A 16,135-nucleotide genomic window follows, 5' to 3' on the forward strand; every position below is an offset into this window, starting at 1 on the left:
GAATTCAGTATGGAATCTAAAGAAGTCACATCCAGAAACTTGAGCGAAATAATTAGTAGACAGAAAAGTTTAAGGGTAAAGATGATTTTCGGTGTTGTATTTAGTTTATTACTTGCTTTACTAATTACCGCATTTATTAACTATAATCTGGGTGAATTTTATGACGGTAGATTTGGCATAATAATAAACTCTACTGTAACTTTATTGATTACCACTATAATAATATCTTTAGTTACAAGATTTATAGTTATTAACCCTCTTGAAAAAGTAGTAGAGGCAACTAAAATAGCAGCAAATGGGGATTTAACTGTTGTTATTGAAGTTGGATCAAAAGATGAAATTGGACAACTAGCCTCGTCTTTTAATGTGATGATTAACAGTCTCAGTGAAGTTGTAAAAAAGACGAATCATACAGCAACAGAAGTTTCTACATATGCTGAGGAGTTTAAACTAAGTGCAGAAAACAGTAGTTCTGCTGTTGAACAAATATCAAATGCAATGCAAGAAATCGTGTCAGGATCAGAATTACAATCCACTAAAGCGTTAGAGTTGTTAAATTTATCCAAAACGGTAGATATTGAAATGGAAAATGTTGATGATTCTATTCAAGCTGTTTCAAAGGTAGCAAATGAGACAAGTGCAAAGGCAGATATAGGATTACAACTTATTGATGAAACTATACTGAAAATAAATCTAATTCAAGAATCAGTTAAAAACTCTGCTAAAGTTGTAAACTTACTAGGTGCTAAATCAACAGAAATTAGTAAAATTGTCTTACTTATAACTAGTATTGCTGAACAAACAAATTTACTTGCATTAAATGCCTCCATTGAAGCCGCTAGGGTAGGAAAGTATGGAGAAGGTTTCGCTGTCGTTGCGGATGAAGTCAGAAAACTTGCTGAAGAATCTTCTAAGGCTGGTGATGATATAAGGAGATTAGTTGACGAAATTTTAACCCAAACTGACAATGCTGTTAATTCTATCAACAAAGGAACAGCAATAGTTGAAGATGGAAGAAATACAGTTAACAAAACTGGTGAAGCTTTTAAAGATATTGTTAATTATGTGCATAACATTACTCTTCAATCAGAAGATGTTAATAAAGCAATGTTAGTTGTTAGTGAAAATACAAATCAAACAACAGGTTTTATAGAAGAAATTGCTACTACAGCTGAACAAACAACATCTAATGTGCAAAATGTAGCTGCATCAATTGAAGAACAATCTTCCTCTAATGAAGAAATTGCATCATCCGCAGAAGTTCTTAGTGAAATGGCAACTAATTTGAAGAGTGAGATTCGTAGATTTGAAATATAACATTTATAGAAAAAGACAATACACTTCACCCCAATTGGCAGACAATATATCTAACAAATGGGGTGTGTTTATATAGATAAATTTACTGTGATAGAAAAATTACAAGCTATTGGTCATCTTGAACTAGCTGTCTGAAGTAATCAATGTCTAAGTGGGCCCTTCATTTTCATATTACCCTTTAAATTCAATTATTTTCTATTTAAGCCAGCTGCATAAACGAGGCCATTTACTGTCATAGTTGAAAGAATATCCGCCATTTCATTAGGTGATTCTTTCCTACCACCTTCTAACCATTTTTGAATTACCCCAATATGTGCAGATGCAATATAAGCTGCTAAATATTGTCCAGGAACAAGCAATTTTTCCTCTTGGATAAATGAGTTTGTATTATTTTTAAATATCGTTTTCCATAAAAAATCCTTCAACCTTGATTGAAAGGTTAAATTTCCGTTTGGGCCTAACATAGCTTTCATAAATTTACTGTTTTTATTTATATACTTAAGCATTGAAATAGCAATGGGATTTGGTGCTGAAATTAGATTATTCGATTCAAGTGCCTCAAGAAGTTTTGGAAGATTTTGTTCGGCAATTCGAGTCATTTCAAACATAATTTCGTCTTCACATTTATCCATTAAATCAAATTTATCTTGATAATGCGCATAAAAAGTACCTCTATTTATATTTGCTTTAGTTGTAATATCTTTCACTGTAACGGCTTCAAACCCTTTTTCTTCCATCAAGTCTATCAAAGCATCCCGAATGGATTGTTTAGTTCTAATTACTCGTAGATCTGTATTATTATCTTGCAAATTAATTCCTCCCTCGCATTATAACCGACACATTTATTATAAGTGTTCCATAGCCAACACATCTAACGTTTTTGATTATTGAAAGTAGCTACTATCCAAATTATAATATGAATACGATATAAAAACAACACGTTGTTGGTTTGTGTATTAGAAAAAGGAGGAACAAAGAATGTTTAAAAATAAATTAGTTTTAGCTTTACCACTTATTGCACTGGCAATTATATTTATCTTTTCACTTACATTATTCCCTACAGTGCAACCTAAACCAAAGAATTTACCAATTGCAATTGTGAATGAGGATGAGGGAATTGAAATTCCTAATCAACCAGCAATGAACATGGGACTTACATTTGTTGAAAAGATTCAAGAATCTACAGAAGCATTAGATGGTGAAGAGCCACTTATAAAATGGGTAGAAGTAGGAAGTAATGATGAAGTTCAAGAAGGAATGAATAATCAAGAATACTATGGGGCCCTAGTTATACCAAAAGATTTTAGTGAGAAGCAAGCTTCATTACAAACACCTGAACCTTCAACTCCTGAATTACAAATATTTATTAATCAAGGAATGAATATGCCAGCATCTACAATGGTTAGAGAAGTTTTAAATGGTGTAGTTGATAATATGAATAATAATGTACGTCAACAAATGCTAGATGCATTTGAAGAACAAGATGCAAAATTAACAACTGAACAAGCGGCTATACTTACAGAACCAATTATTAAAACTGTAACTAATGTAAATGAAGTGGGTCCCAATACCGCTAATGGGAATGCTCCTATGTCATTATTCCAGCCAGTATGGATAGCAAGTTTAGCTGCTGCAGCTATTCTTTTTACAACAGTGAATAAGATGAAATTAATAACTATAAGAGAAAGATCCCAAACGAAATTAGGGCAGATTTTAATGGGCATTTTAGTTTCTCTCGTCATAGGATTTGGTTTTACTTGGATAGCCGGAGATATAGTAGGCTTACACATTCCAGATTTTATGGTTACGGCTTTATTTTTAACAATTTCATCATTGAGTTTTATTTTAATGATTTTAGCGGTATTATCATTAATTGGATTTGGCGGCATGCCGATTTTCATACTAATCCTATTCTTTGGGGCACCTTTACTTGCATTAGCACCTGAAATGATGCCTTCATTCTATCAGAATTGGGTATATCCTTGGTTGCCAATGCGATTTATGACAGAAGGATTACGAGAAATTTTCTTTTTCGATAAAGGGTTATCTTGGAATATGATTTCCACTCAGATTTGGATTGGCATAACCGGGATGATTGTTATATTAGGAACTGTTTTCAAAAAGAATAATGAAAAAGAAATAGCAACTGCTTCTCAAGAAATATTAAACAATTGATGCATACAGATTTTCTTGATAATAAGACTACCTGTTATTTGAGTTATTCTTTCATGGTTAGTCCAAGAATTAGATTAATATAACAATATGAAACACAAATAAAACACCTCTGCGTCTTATATACCTGTAGCAGCGTATGTCCTCACTAATCAAAATGAAGAGATAGTACGATCCACTATACAAATAATGGACTTGATTGTCGTATTTATAGTTGTGCCCATGGCTTTTGCTTCACTGATCACAGGAGTTGTGTTATCACTTGGAACCAGTTGGGGTTTATTCCGTCACTATTGGGTCTTGTTAAAGTTTTTGTTAACCTGTCTAGCTGTTTTTGTCCTAATCTCATATACACAAGAACTAAGAGAAATGGCATCTATTGCATCGAGTACCGACATGAGTGTTTTGCAAGACAGAGAGCACATTGCACATACGATTGGAGGATTATTAGTATTGCTCGTAGCTACAATCTTGTCAGTGTACAAACCAAAAGGTTTAACTAAATATGGGTGGCGCAAACGAATGAAACTAAAGAACAAAACCGACATCACAACATATTTAAGACCACATTGGGTAAAAGTGACTGGAATTACTACCATTGGAATGCTCCTACTAATTTTCATTTTAATTATAGTAATTCAAGTTATTTAATGAGCGATTTTAATCGGGGAGGTATATGAATGGAAAAACGAACGGTTGTCATAACTGGTGGCAACACTGGTATAGGATTCAAGTGTACTCAGAACATTGCAAGAAAGGATTATCAGGTAGTAATTGCATGCCGTAATAGAGATAAAAAATCAATGCTATTAAGAAAATAAATGAAGGTTAATAGAGTAGTTAGTATGAGTATGTAATTTATATCAAAATCTAAAAATGATAATACGATAGATAGAGGAGTGGAACGAAAATGAAGATATTAATTATAGGAGCAACAGGAAGAACAGGGGAAGAGCTTCTTAAACAAGCATTGGAAAAAGGGTATGAAGTAGTTGCGTACGTAAGGAGACCCGAAGCTATACCTATACAGGAGAATTTACAAGTTATTGGTGGACAATTAGATGATACAAAGAAATTAACTAAGGCCTTAAAAGGAATTGATGTTGTTTTAATGGCTCTTGGAAATTCGATCGCAAATAGAAATGCAAAATTGTTTGAATTCGCTATTCCATCTGTCATTGAAGCTATGAAAGAAGCAGGTGTCAAACGATTAATTAGCTTGTCAGCTCTAGGTGTTGGAGATACTTTTGAAAACACACGTTATCCATATCGCTTTGGTATCAGATCCTTCTTAAAAGGGAATTTTGAGGATCATGTAGCTGGAGAGAAGCAATTGGAAAACTCTGGGCTCAATTGGACGACAATCCATCCAGGTCCTCTTTTTAACGGAGAAAAAACTAAAAATCCGATTGTAAAAGATGCAGCGAGCGGTTATAAAATGCCAAGAGCTCCTCGTACTAATCGAGCAGATGTTGCTCACGTAATGTTAAGTATCATTGAAGATGACACCACTTTTGAAAAGCAACTGGTAATGTCATCGGTGCAAAATAGAATTTAGGGTAGAACAATGAAAAATCATAGATGGAAGTATATTCACGATAGCGGTTGCCGCTATAGAAACAGGAATTTTAAGCACCTACTATGAGGAGGATGGATATATGAATAGGTTATTATTTTCTGTCAGTGACCTCAAAAAAATGAGAGAATAAAACCTATTATCGGCCATTATGGGTTTTGGGTAAAATTAACATATCTCAGTGCTATTTGGTATGTTTTTCGCACTGTTGTATCGGCCGATGTAAATCTTTTTCGAAGGTGTTTTATTTTGTCTTTCTAACCTTGATTATTCCATATTCAGTAATGTTATGTTCCTAACGAATATTTTTATCATGGAACCAATGTTAATACGTTTATTATATTTTCAAGCCTCCCATAATTTCACACTAATTGTGGCTTTGTTTGAGTTAATGTCATAAGGGGGTGGGATATATGTTACTTCAGCCTATAAGTGGAAAATCTTGAAGATTTTCGTTTCAGTTATATGTTTTTTGAAAATGTAAAACTTATTTTATTTAAACTTCCGTTAGTTTATATTCAGTTTAACTTTGGGAGATACAATGCATGTATGTCCATGTGGAGTAGGTAAGATGATAGCATCACTTCTAAATGTTGAGGTCAATTCTGTACAAAATGTTGGTGATAATAACATACATGTAACCTATATTTTACGGCAATTATTCAGTCTAACAGGTTAGTATGGTATCTGTTGATGAATCGCTAATTGTTATTAGGAAATCACATTATATTTTTCAACTTATTAGACCTAGGGGGTGTCGAGGCTAAGAAAAACTATTACATTATTAAAGGCAGATGAATTAATGGTAGCAGCGAAACGGCCATTAAAAACAGCTAATCACTTTTAATTTTATAAACAGGAAAGTTTGTTACTTCCAGAAGGAGATGGTATTCAAGGTAATATTAAATGTATTATTTTTATTTCACTAAACATGCTTTAAAAAGCAATGAACTGAATTAAAAAAACATGAAGGTTAACTAAGGGGAGTGCAATTTGAAAAAAATTATAAATTTTTCTTTAAATAATAAATTTGCAATTTGGATTTTAACATTTATGGCCATCTTTATGGGGATATTTTCTGGATTGAATATGAAACAAGAATTAATGCCCAACATTAATTTACCAGTTCTTTCAATAGTAACAACATATCCAGGAGCGGCGCCAGATGAAGTAATGGAAAAGGTAACGGAACCAATTGAACAACGAGTACAGAATGTACAAAACATAGAACTTGTTAGTTCTTCATCATTAGCTAATGCATCATCTGTGCAGCTTGAATTTGATTTTAACACAGATATGGATCAGGCAGTAATTGATGTTGAAGAAGCCTTAGAAGGATTGTCCTTACCAGAAGGCGTTCAGGATCCAAATGTAATGAGTATGAGCTTTGATGCACTTCCTATTTTATCTTTAAGTATAAGTGATTCGGGACATTCACCTGAGGAGTTAACCTCAATATTAGAGAATATTGTTATTCCAGCAATAGAAGGAATTGAAGGTGTTGCTGAAGTACAAATTGCTGGTCAACAATTAAAGGAAGTTTCAGTTAAGTTCGATGAAGAAAAATTAATGGAGTTTGGATTAACCGAAGAAACGATTACACAATTAATTCAAGGTTCAAATATTACATTTCCTCTTGGTTTAACAAACTTTGACGGACATGTGAAGAATTTAATTCTCGATGGTAGTATGGCAACAATTGAAGACTTGAAGAAATTAGAAATTCCAGTCGTACCAAAAATGTCAGGAAATTCACCTGAAGAAGTAATGAATAGTCAGATGCTAGATGAAGAAAAATTACAACAGGTTGGAGGCATACCTGGAGCAGAGTTAGTTCAACAAGCACAAGATTCAATGGAAATGCCGACTATCCAACTAGGTGAACTTGCAAACATTGAAGTAGTGGACAAAGTGGAATCCATTTCAAGAACAAATGGTGAACCATCGATTAGCATTCAAATTATAAAAACTCCTGATGCAAATACAGTGGAAGTTGTTAATCAAACGAAAGAAGCATTTGCAGATTTTGAAAAAGAGTTTGGATTTACAGTAGTAACGACACTTGATCAGGCGGAACCAATTGAAGACTCTGTAAATTCTATGCTAAGTAAAGCATTGTACGGAATTATCTTTGCGATAATTGTTATTATGCTTTTCTTAAGAAGTATTAAAACGACATTAATTTCCGTCGTATCAATACCTTTATCTTTATTAATAGCTCTCTTTTTCCTTTATCAAATGGATATTAGTTTGAACATGCTAACATTAGGAGCATTAACGATTGCGATTGGACGAGTTATTGATGACTCCATCGTCGTTATGGAAAATATATATAGACGTATGTCTTTGCCAGGGGAAAAACTTCGTGGAAAAGACTTAATTCGTGAGGCAACAAGGCAAATGTTCGTTCCGATTTTTTCTTCAACAATTGTAACCATTGCGGTCTTTTTACCAATAGCATTAATTGGTGGCATGGTTGGAGAATTATTTTTACCATTTGCTTTAGCTGTTGTTTTTGCTCTATCCGCTTCTTTGCTTATCGCAGTAACAATTGTACCATTGCTGGCACATACTTTATTTAAAAAGCAATTAGCAGAAGATATGAAGGAAAAAGTAAAAGAACAAAAAGTAAGTACATCAGCTACTATTTATAAAAGAATTCTTGAATGGACATTAGACCATAAGTGGATTACTTTTGGTGGGGCATCTTTTATTCTAGTATTAAGTCTATTCCTTCTTCCAGTTATAGGAGTTAACTTCATATCAGAAGATGAGCAAAAAATGGTCATTGCAACATATAGCCCTGCAATTGGTCAAACGATGGAAGAAACAGAGAAAATAACTTTAGACACAGAAGAAATGTTAGAAAAACGCGAGGGAGTTACATTGTATCAATACTCAATTGGTGGCGGTAATCCAATGGGTGCGATGATGGGAGCGAATAATGATAATTCAGCATTATTCTTTATTGAATATGACAATGATTTTAAGGACTTTGCTGAAGAAAGTAAAAAGATAATTGAGGTCCTTAATGATAATACTGACTCGGGTGAGTGGGATAGCTTAGAGATGGGATCTATAGGAGGAAGTGGACTTGAAATATATGTCTACGGTGATCGTACAGAGGATATTCAAACTGCCGTCGATCAAATCCTACCTCATATAGAAGAACATGCTGATCTAGAGAAAGCTAAGTCTAGCATAACAGACTCTTATGATCAATATACACTTATAGCAGACCAAGAGAAGTTAAGTCAATTTGGATTAGTAACGGCCCAAGTAGGAATGGCTTTAGCTAGTTCTAGCGAGGCGGATATACTTACAACCATCCAACATGATGGTCAAGATGTGAATGTTTATATTGATATAAATGAATTGTCGTATGACAGTCTCAAGGAATTAGAAGATATCGAGATTAAAACACCACTTGGTATGACAATAAAAGTTGGTGACGTAGTCGATATTGAAGAAGGAGTTTCGCCAGATACAATTGATCGAAGGGAAAATAAAATGTACGCTGCTGTTACGGCAGATATTATTGGTAATGATGTAGCTAGTGTTACTTCTAATCTGGAAAATAAATTAAATGAGTTAGATTTACCAGAAGGAGTAAGTTTTGAATTTGGTGGAGTAACAGAACAAATTACTGAATCATTTACTCAGTTAGGTTTTGCAATGCTTGCAGCAGTTGCGATTATTTACTTTATTCTTGTCGTGACATTTGGTGGAGCATTAGCACCTTTTTCAATCTTATTCTCTTTACCATTTATAGCGATTGGTAGTTTAGTTGCGCTCTGGATTGCAGGGGAACCGTTAGGTGTTCCAGCAATGATTGGTGCTTTAATGTTAATTGGTATTGTTGTAACTAATGCAATTGTTCTAATCGATCGAGTGATTAGAAATGAAAAAGATGGATTAACCACAAGAGAGGCCTTATTAGAAGCAGGTGGTACTCGTCTAAGACCGATATTAATGACTGCACTAGCAACAATAGGTGCACTCATTCCATTGGCATTCGGTGAAGATAGTGGAGGACTGATCTCCAAGGGATTGGGTGTTACAGTAATGGGTGGACTAGCAAGTTCTACATTATTAACACTTGTTATTGTACCAATTGTTTATGAAGTTTTTACTAAGTTTCGTAAAACAAGTCCAGGAGATAAATGATTTATGACAGGTGTGGGCTCGCTCCACACCTTCCTTTTTAAAAGAACTAAAAAAATAACAGGAAGGAAAATTATTTATGGAGTTATATCAAATAGAACGTTTGGAAAGATTTAAAAAGGAAATTACTCGATTCATGTTGATGTATGAATTTGCCTTGAATGAAATGAAAACTAAAATAGAAATCTTAAAAGAGGAGTTCCGATTACTTCATGATTATAATCCCATAGAACATACTTCCAGTCGATTAAAATCACCAAAAAGTATACTAAAAAAAATTCAACGAAAAGGTGGAGATTTTACGTTCGACAGTATAAGCAAAAATGTGAAAGATATCGCTGGAATACGAATTACTTGTCCTTTTATTTCTGATATATACCGTATTAATGATATGTTACAGAAACAAAGAGACGTAAAGGTATTAGAAATTAAAGATTATATTAAAAAGCCCAAGTCAAACGGCTATCGGAGTCTTCATCTGCTTATCGAAATACCTGTTTTTATGTCAGATAGGGAAGAACAGATAACTGTAGAGATACAAATCAGAACGATTGCCATGGATTTTTGGGCAAGTCTGGAGCATACAATCTATTATAAATATAATGCCTCTGTTCCTTCGCATCTGCTTGGGGAATTGAGAGATGCAGCTGATTCAGCAACAGCTTTAGACAAGAAAATGGAACGTATTCACAATGAAATAGAAGTGATAAAAGGTGAGCAAATAGAGAATATTGAGGAAGAAGTAACTCAACTAGTAATTAATAATCAAAACTTTCAACTCCCTGCAGCCTTATTTGAACTAATTAATTCTGATGAAAAATAAGAATGACATTAACATATCAAAGCTTGTTTTAATGAGTGGAATTGCCAAAAATCAATGTCGTTATGTCTGATATTTTTGGATGTCTAGCATTCTTTAAAGGTTCAATTTTACAAATGCTCTGTTCACTTGAAAGGAAATTATATATCAACAAGGATATTGATAGAAAGAATTGTTAATAGCATGATTGGGATAAGGGGATATATTCGATGGTGAACTAAAATAGAGCAGGAGGGACCTACATGGATAAACAAATTTCAATATTACAAGAGTTTATTGATACAAGTAAATATACGATTGTGATTACAGGAGCTGGAATTTCGATGTCGACTGGGATTATGGACATGCAAAATATGAATGTTCCAGAAGTGATGCAGATTACCTCTACAATAGTTTTAAAGACATTCCCCAATCATTATTATAAATTACTAGAAAAATTTTTTTTAAAATCTATGTTTATTAATGGGCCGAGTCTTACCCATAAAAAATTAGCGGATTTTGAAAAAAGAGGTTTGGTACAAGGTATTATTACCACTAATATTGATTGTCTACATTCGCTTGCGGGATCGCAGAATGTTGCTGAAATTCAGGGAAGTTTTGGAGTTAATAAATGTCTGAAGTGTGAACTGCGCTATGATGACGTTCATATTTGGAATCAAGGTAAAACCCCGCGATGTCAAATGTGTGAAGGGGTTATTGCGTCATTTCCAGTTTACTCTCGTTTTGGAATATTAAATAAAGAGTTTCAACAGGCTAGTCAATGGATGGCACGGGCAGAATTAGTTATTGTAGCTGGGTCGAAAGGATATTACGGTGACTATTTTGATTATGTCAATCCAGAAGCTAAGGTGATACAAATTAATCCACAGTCAACAGCATTCGATTCCATGGCAAATTATAATATTCGTAAAAAAGCAGATGAGGTATTTAGGTTGTTGGAATAGCTGTGTAGAATTATTCTTATAAAAATAAGGATTGAAAATAGAAAAAACACCATTGAAAATATAATGGGAATAAACTGGGAATTTTAAATAAGGAGTTCCAATTCCTCCATGATTATAATTCCGTAGAACCTACCACCTCTCGGTTGAGAACACCAAAGAGTAATCTAAAAAGGATTCAACATTTGAATGATTGTCATAGATTTTCGGCTGAGTATAAAGTATAAAATCTATTATAAATATAATGTCTTTACTGTCGGTTACCTACTTGCGGAAGTGAATTGAGAGAGGAATAAATATTATAAAATTTATATCCTGCGGTCTCAGTTGATCTCATTAATTCAGATGAATAAGTAAAATAAGAAAATGAGAGATCATCTGCCAGTAGTTTACATTCAGTTTAAGTTCGGAAGTTATAATGCACATATAATTGATGAAAGGAAGATTGTATATTGCATTATGTAGCAGGAAATAAAAGTGCATTGAAAAATAAAGAATGGGCAGTAAAAGCACAGGGACTTGTAAAAAAATTTGGCAATCACCGTGCTGTAGATGGAGTGGATTTAAAAGTTCCCACAGGCACTATATACGGAGTACTCGGTCCAAATGGAGCAGGTAAAACAACTACCATCAAGATGCTCGCAACACTTTTAGACATTGATGCAGGTTCTGCGGAAATCTTTGGTTATGATGCAGCGAAGAATGCTCAAATTGTACGGCAATTAATCAGTGTAACAGGACAATATGCATCTGTTGATGAATCACTTACCGCCATGGAAAATCTCATGATATTTGCCCGCTTATTAGGACTTGGACGAGATGAATCAAAGAAAAGGGCTATTTCATTATTAGAGGAATTTGATTTAGAGGAAGCGGCAAAAAGACCGTTAAAAACCTTTTCTGGCGGAATGCGTCGTAGACTTGATTTGGCTGCAAGTTTGATTGTTCAACCACCACTTATTTTTTTAGATGAACCAACAACAGGACTTGATCCAAGAACGCGGAATCAAATGTGGAAAACTATTCGTCGCTTAGTAGATGGAGGTTCGACTGTATTGTTGACAACGCAATATCTTGAGGAAGCAGACGCACTTGCGGATCGCATCGCAGTCATTGATAAAGGAAGAGTCGTTGCTGAAGGAAAGGTAAATGAACTTAAGGAATTAATTGGAACAACCTCTTTGAATATGCGTGTAGAAAGTAGAGCAAGTATTCAGAATGCCCGCGAAATCGTAGATCGGGTACTTGGTGCATCTTCAACTATATCTCCAGAAGGTATGAACATTATCGCACCAATGACCAATGCCAATATTGTCGCTGATCTAATGGTTGAATTGCGAAAAGCTAATATTCAACTGACCTCAATCAGTGTACAAGAGCCAACCCTTGATGAAGTTTTCTTGTCTATTACTGGAGAAGAATCGGTCTCTGAAGCGGACCATGACACTAAAATGGAGGGAATGGCATGAGCAACACAACTACAAATGCTTTGCGGGAAAAGCAAAGTTTACGTTTAACTATTAGAAATACGCTTACGATGGCATATAGAGCACTTTTAAGAATTAGACGAACACCAGAAAAACTAGTAGATGTATTTTTGCTACCTGTTGTCTTTACCCTGTTATTTACGTATATGTTTGGTGGAGCGATTTCAGGTGATGTGCAAGATTACTTGCCACATGTGATACCTGGAATGCTTGTTCAAGCTGTTCTAGTTATGTCGGTAATGACGGGTGTACAAATGCGAGAGGATATGGATACAGGTGTTTTTGATCGTTTTAAATCCTTGCCGATTGCACGTATCGCACCTTTGGCTGGTGCATTGATAACGGATACGTTACGTTACGCTATCGCTTCTGGTCTGACACTTACAATAAGTTACTTTATGGGATATCGTCCAGAAGGTGGTATTGGTTATGTGCTACTTGCAGCCTTACTCGTCATTGGTTGTGCTTGGGCTATCAGTTGGATTTTTGCTTTAATTGGTGTAATCGCTCGCTCTGCTTCTAGTGTTCAGGGAATGTCTATGATTGTTTTCCCACTTACATTTATGTCGAATGCTTTTGTACCAACTGAAACAATGTCAGATACATTACAATGGTTTGTAAGTATAAATCCGATCACGTATCTTGTGACTGCCATAAGGGACTTAATGAATGCAGGAACGATTGGATGGGACTTCACGATCACAGTTGTTGCTGCGGTTGTCATTGTTCTTGTATTTGCCCCTCTTACTGTGAGGGCTTATATGAAACGAGTGTAGTAGCATGTAATATGTCGCATAGTACGCTTTATATGGAAGGCCTAATCATATTCATGCTGACTTTTCCATTCGTTCTCTAAAGAATATTGATTTTCTTATGATGACTAAGAATTACTTAATACTGTATTGTTGGAAAATATGAAGATTGCAATTTTTCTCCAATGAATTCATGTATATAAATATATAATTATTTATGCCCATCTGACTTATGTTCATTTGGGCTTTTTATAATTTAAATATATTTTATAAAAAAAGCTACAAAGTTTTGGCATTTTATAAAAAAACTTGTTGAAGGTTATGAAAGGGAAAATCATCACCCACCTTTGCAGTTGCGAAGGGAGAGGAAATGCATGATAGAACCAGATCGTACCGAGTGGCAAGTTCGCTGTGCATTTAATGCTTTTTGTAAACGTGTGTTAAAGAATGAGGCAATCAACATTTACAACGAAAGGCAACAAAGACAAGCAAAGGAGATGACATTTTCTAATCTTACACCACAAGAGAAAAATCAACTTTTTACTTTAGATAAGCAATATGAGGGAGAAGAAGGAGAAAGTCTTCAAGTGGCTGGAAAGAAAATCACTCCGAAATTACTTGCTGAAGCGCTGCGTACTTTGCCAATGGAAAAGCGTAAGACAGTCCTACTATACTACTTTTTTTGATAAATCAGATGTAGAAATTGCTGAACAACTAGGGATTCCTCGTAGTACGGTTCAGTATAGACGGACAAGCTCTTTTAAAAGGTTAAAGCGATTTTTGGAGGAACATGCAAATGACTGGGATGATTGATGCTAACACAAAAGACAACGAACGTGGTTTATTACCGTATCCAATTATTTTAGCTGCAAATAAGGGTGAGCCAGAAGCAATGAAATACGTCATTTTGCATTATGGAAGCTACATGACTAGTTTGTCAATGCGTAGGCTTTATGATGAGCATGGCAATACGTATTGGGGCATTGATGTAGACACACATGAACGTTTACGCTCGAAGCTCATGCAAGCCATTTTAGCTTTCAAGATTTGATTAGATGGTTAATTTTTCCCTTTCTCATATATATTGTTCTTTAACAAAGAAAGCACGGAAGATAACGCTGTGCATTATATAACAAAAATCAGATACGTTCTACTGATGATAAGCCACTTGATTCATGCGCCATGACTTTCAATAGAAGAAACGAGCGATCATCTATGAATCTAATGTAATTGTGGTGGATTGCTGGCGATAACCCATCAGATAGGATAATGATACTCCTCTACCGTCATGGTTCGAGCGTTCAAAGCGTCGCAAGCTATGAGTAGGGCTGGAAGAAATACTTGCAGGGGTGAAATTCCCGTGGAGCTGTACCAACAGCCATCTGATTTTTTAACAGTATTAAAGTATCGTTGTTTCTAGTATGTATTCCTCTGTTCGTAAAAGGGAGGTATATATTTCATGAAGGAACTGATTACAAAAGATGATTTAATTCAACTTGGATATCCGAAATATACTTCGATACGAATTATTAGACAAGCCAAACAAATCATGGTACAAAAAGGGTATCCATTTTATAATAATAAACGCTTAGGGCGTGTACCAAAAATGACAGTCGAATCGATTCTAGGTTGTGAACTAGAATTGGAGGAAGACAGTCATGGCTAAAACCAAATATGTAGGGGTTTATATTGATAACAATGGCCAATATTTTTATGAAACGGAGTTAGGAACGGATCGCATTACTGGAAAGCGACTCCGAAAAAAAGGACGTACGAACCAACAAGGAAGAAAGTTTACTTCTGCTTTGCAAGCTTATAAAGAACTGGTACGAGTGAAAAATGAATACCATCAAGTAAATGGTTATGGAAATTACCATATGACGTATGGTCAGTTCATGAATACCGTGTATATTCCCGCATATGAAACGGAAGTAGAAGAAAGTACCTTTTATGTTCGTAAACGAACGTTAGAAAGTATGAGAGACCGTTTTGCAAATATTGAGCTTCGTTCTATAGCAGTAGAAGATGTCCAACGTTATCGAACCTGGTTACTTTCTGATAAAGGAGCTGGGTATTCCCAAGCGTATGCAAGTTTGGTATTTGGTATGTTTCGAAAAAGTCTGGATATGGCGGTTGATATGCAATATCTAGAAGTAAATGTATCTAAAAAAGTGAAAGCAATTCCCAAAGGAAAAGCGGTTGTTCCTTATTGGACAAAAATGGAATTTGAGAAGGTAATTTCTACGATTTGCCTGGAGGACTTTTATGAACACTTATGTTTTGTGATGTTGTGGACGTATTTCATGACGGGAATACGAGTTAGTGAGGGAACAGCCTTATGGTGGGATGATGTCGATTTTAAAAATAAACGACTTCGCATCCATCATTCCTTGTATTTACGAAATAAAAGTAATTGGACACGAAAAGGTTATACAAAAACAGAGGATGGAAAACGAATCATTTCTTTGGATGAAGATACGATACAAGTGTTGCAGGAATGGAAACAACGACAATCAAAAATAGGGATTGACGATTTTGTTTTTAGTTATGATGGAACACCGATGATTAAATCGACACTTGCTAGAATTATTCAACGCTATGCAAAGCTCGCAAATGTTCATCGTATTCAAGCTAAAGGGCTTCGACATTCACATGCATCCTATCTCATAAATGAATTTAATGTTTCTGTTTTGATTTTGTCAAAACGTATGGGGCATTCCAGTCCAGAAATTACCTTAAAGCATTATTCACATATGTGGTCAGGTGTAGATGAACTCATTGCGGAAGAGATGACAGGTAACATTAATATACGAACAGCGGAAAAATCAGGTATAGCATTTAATGGTAATCAAGCAGTAAAAAAATAAGTTCCGCCAGAATCCCCGCCAAAATAAGTTTAAGGTGTG

At 34.9% G+C, this 16,135-nt stretch carries 15 protein-coding genes; 14 read left to right on the forward strand and 1 reads right to left on the reverse strand.

The annotated features are described in order from the left end of the window. Window positions 1–9 precede the first annotated feature (9 nt). Window positions 10–1,317, forward strand: coding sequence for a methyl-accepting chemotaxis protein (locus WKU33_RS10200; RefSeq protein ID WP_340454416.1), 1,308 nt, complete (start codon window positions 10–12; stop codon window positions 1,315–1,317). A 188-nt stretch (window positions 1,318–1,505) separates the two neighbouring features. On the opposite strand, the gene WKU33_RS10205 is transcribed toward WKU33_RS10200, so the two are convergent. Continuing rightward, a complete protein-coding gene (locus WKU33_RS10205; protein ID WP_340454418.1) occupies window positions 1,506–2,126 on the reverse strand; it encodes a TetR/AcrR family transcriptional regulator in 621 nt (206 codons plus the stop codon). Window positions 2,127–2,295: 169 nt separating this feature from the next. Between WKU33_RS10205 and WKU33_RS10210 the strand changes: the two genes are divergently transcribed. The 13 genes from WKU33_RS10210 (at window position 2,296) to WKU33_RS10270 (ending at window position 16,096) form a co-directional block, all read left to right on the forward strand. After that, a complete protein-coding gene (locus WKU33_RS10210; RefSeq protein ID WP_340454420.1) occupies window positions 2,296–3,492 on the forward strand; it encodes a YhgE/Pip domain-containing protein in 1,197 nt (398 codons plus the stop codon). 393 nt (window positions 3,493–3,885) lie between these two features. Then, window positions 3,886–4,140, forward strand: a complete 255-nt coding sequence (locus tag WKU33_RS10215; RefSeq protein ID WP_340454421.1) for a hypothetical protein — start codon at window positions 3,886–3,888, stop codon at window positions 4,138–4,140. Window positions 4,141–4,169: 29 nt separating this feature from the next. Continuing rightward, window positions 4,170–4,310, forward strand: a complete 141-nt coding sequence (locus tag WKU33_RS10220) for an SDR family NAD(P)-dependent oxidoreductase (protein ID WP_340454423.1) — start codon at window positions 4,170–4,172, stop codon at window positions 4,308–4,310. Window positions 4,311–4,399: 89 nt separating this feature from the next. Next, window positions 4,400–5,047 (forward strand): NAD(P)-dependent oxidoreductase, encoded by a 648-nt coding sequence (locus tag WKU33_RS10225; protein WP_340454425.1) that lies wholly within the window; start codon window positions 4,400–4,402, stop codon window positions 5,045–5,047. A 1,011-nt stretch (window positions 5,048–6,058) separates the two neighbouring features. Then, a complete protein-coding gene (locus WKU33_RS10230; RefSeq protein ID WP_340454426.1) occupies window positions 6,059–9,232 on the forward strand; it encodes an efflux RND transporter permease subunit in 3,174 nt (1,057 codons plus the stop codon). Window positions 9,233–9,308: 76 nt separating this feature from the next. Then, window positions 9,309–10,052 carry a GTP pyrophosphokinase gene (locus WKU33_RS10235; RefSeq protein ID WP_340454428.1) on the forward strand — a complete coding sequence of 248 codons (744 nt, stop codon included), beginning with the start codon at window positions 9,309–9,311 and terminating at the stop codon, window positions 10,050–10,052. Between the two features lie 239 nt (window positions 10,053–10,291). Next, the gene (locus WKU33_RS10240; protein ID WP_340454430.1) at window positions 10,292–10,993 is read left to right on the forward strand and encodes a Sir2 family NAD-dependent protein deacetylase; all 702 of its coding nucleotides are present in this window, start codon (window positions 10,292–10,294) and stop codon (window positions 10,991–10,993) included. Between the two features lie 449 nt (window positions 10,994–11,442). Beyond that, the gene (locus WKU33_RS10245) at window positions 11,443–12,459 is read left to right on the forward strand and encodes an ATP-binding cassette domain-containing protein (RefSeq protein WP_340454432.1); all 1,017 of its coding nucleotides are present in this window, start codon (window positions 11,443–11,445) and stop codon (window positions 12,457–12,459) included. Beyond that, entirely contained in the window at window positions 12,456–13,253 is a 798-nt protein-coding gene (locus WKU33_RS10250) for an ABC transporter permease (RefSeq protein ID WP_340454433.1), read from the forward strand. Before WKU33_RS10245 ends, WKU33_RS10250 begins: the two co-directional genes overlap by 4 nt. 350 nt (window positions 13,254–13,603) lie before the next feature. Then, window positions 13,604–13,915, forward strand: coding sequence for an RNA polymerase subunit sigma (locus tag WKU33_RS10255; protein ID WP_445321695.1), 312 nt, complete (start codon window positions 13,604–13,606; stop codon window positions 13,913–13,915). A 110-nt stretch (window positions 13,916–14,025) separates the two neighbouring features. Then, window positions 14,026–14,280, forward strand: a complete 255-nt coding sequence (locus WKU33_RS10260; protein WP_340454434.1) for a helix-turn-helix domain-containing protein — start codon at window positions 14,026–14,028, stop codon at window positions 14,278–14,280. A gap of 408 nt (window positions 14,281–14,688) precedes the next feature. Continuing rightward, complete coding sequence (locus WKU33_RS10265; RefSeq protein ID WP_077604216.1) at window positions 14,689–14,895, forward strand: DUF3173 domain-containing protein; 207 nt, start codon at window positions 14,689–14,691, stop codon at window positions 14,893–14,895. After that, complete coding sequence (locus tag WKU33_RS10270; protein WP_340454439.1) at window positions 14,888–16,096, forward strand: tyrosine-type recombinase/integrase; 1,209 nt, start codon at window positions 14,888–14,890, stop codon at window positions 16,094–16,096. Before WKU33_RS10265 ends, WKU33_RS10270 begins: the two co-directional genes overlap by 8 nt. Window positions 16,097–16,135 lie beyond the last annotated feature (39 nt).

Origin of the sequence: Oceanobacillus sp. HCA-5259, assembly GCF_037892815.1 — a bacterium.
GTDB classification, from domain to species: domain Bacteria; phylum Bacillota; class Bacilli; order Bacillales; family Amphibacillaceae; genus Oceanobacillus; species Oceanobacillus indicireducens.

What these genes read in the sequence shown, in the direction of transcription:
- WKU33_RS10265 (WP_077604216.1), top strand. Translation starts at nt 14,689, where the DNA reads ATGAAGGAACTGATTACAAAAGATGATTTAATTCAACTTGGATATCCG.
- WKU33_RS10270 (WP_340454439.1), top strand. Translation starts at nt 14,888, where the DNA reads ATGGCTAAAACCAAATATGTAGGGGTTTATATTGATAACAATGGCCAA.
- WKU33_RS10235 (WP_340454428.1), top strand. Translation starts at nt 9,309, where the DNA reads ATGGAGTTATATCAAATAGAACGTTTGGAAAGATTTAAAAAGGAAATT.
- WKU33_RS10225 (WP_340454425.1), top strand. Translation starts at nt 4,400, where the DNA reads ATGAAGATATTAATTATAGGAGCAACAGGAAGAACAGGGGAAGAGCTT.
- WKU33_RS10240 (WP_340454430.1), top strand. Translation starts at nt 10,292, where the DNA reads ATGGATAAACAAATTTCAATATTACAAGAGTTTATTGATACAAGTAAA.
- WKU33_RS10250 (WP_340454433.1), top strand. Translation starts at nt 12,456, where the DNA reads ATGAGCAACACAACTACAAATGCTTTGCGGGAAAAGCAAAGTTTACGT.
- WKU33_RS10210 (WP_340454420.1), top strand. Translation starts at nt 2,296, where the DNA reads ATGTTTAAAAATAAATTAGTTTTAGCTTTACCACTTATTGCACTGGCA.
- WKU33_RS10215 (WP_340454421.1), top strand. Translation starts at nt 3,886, where the DNA reads ATGAGTGTTTTGCAAGACAGAGAGCACATTGCACATACGATTGGAGGA.
- WKU33_RS10255 (WP_445321695.1), top strand. Translation starts at nt 13,604, where the DNA reads ATGATAGAACCAGATCGTACCGAGTGGCAAGTTCGCTGTGCATTTAAT.
- WKU33_RS10200 (WP_340454416.1), top strand. Translation starts at nt 10, where the DNA reads ATGGAATCTAAAGAAGTCACATCCAGAAACTTGAGCGAAATAATTAGT.
- WKU33_RS10260 (WP_340454434.1), top strand. Translation starts at nt 14,026, where the DNA reads ATGACTGGGATGATTGATGCTAACACAAAAGACAACGAACGTGGTTTA.
- WKU33_RS10220 (WP_340454423.1), top strand. Translation starts at nt 4,170, where the DNA reads ATGGAAAAACGAACGGTTGTCATAACTGGTGGCAACACTGGTATAGGA.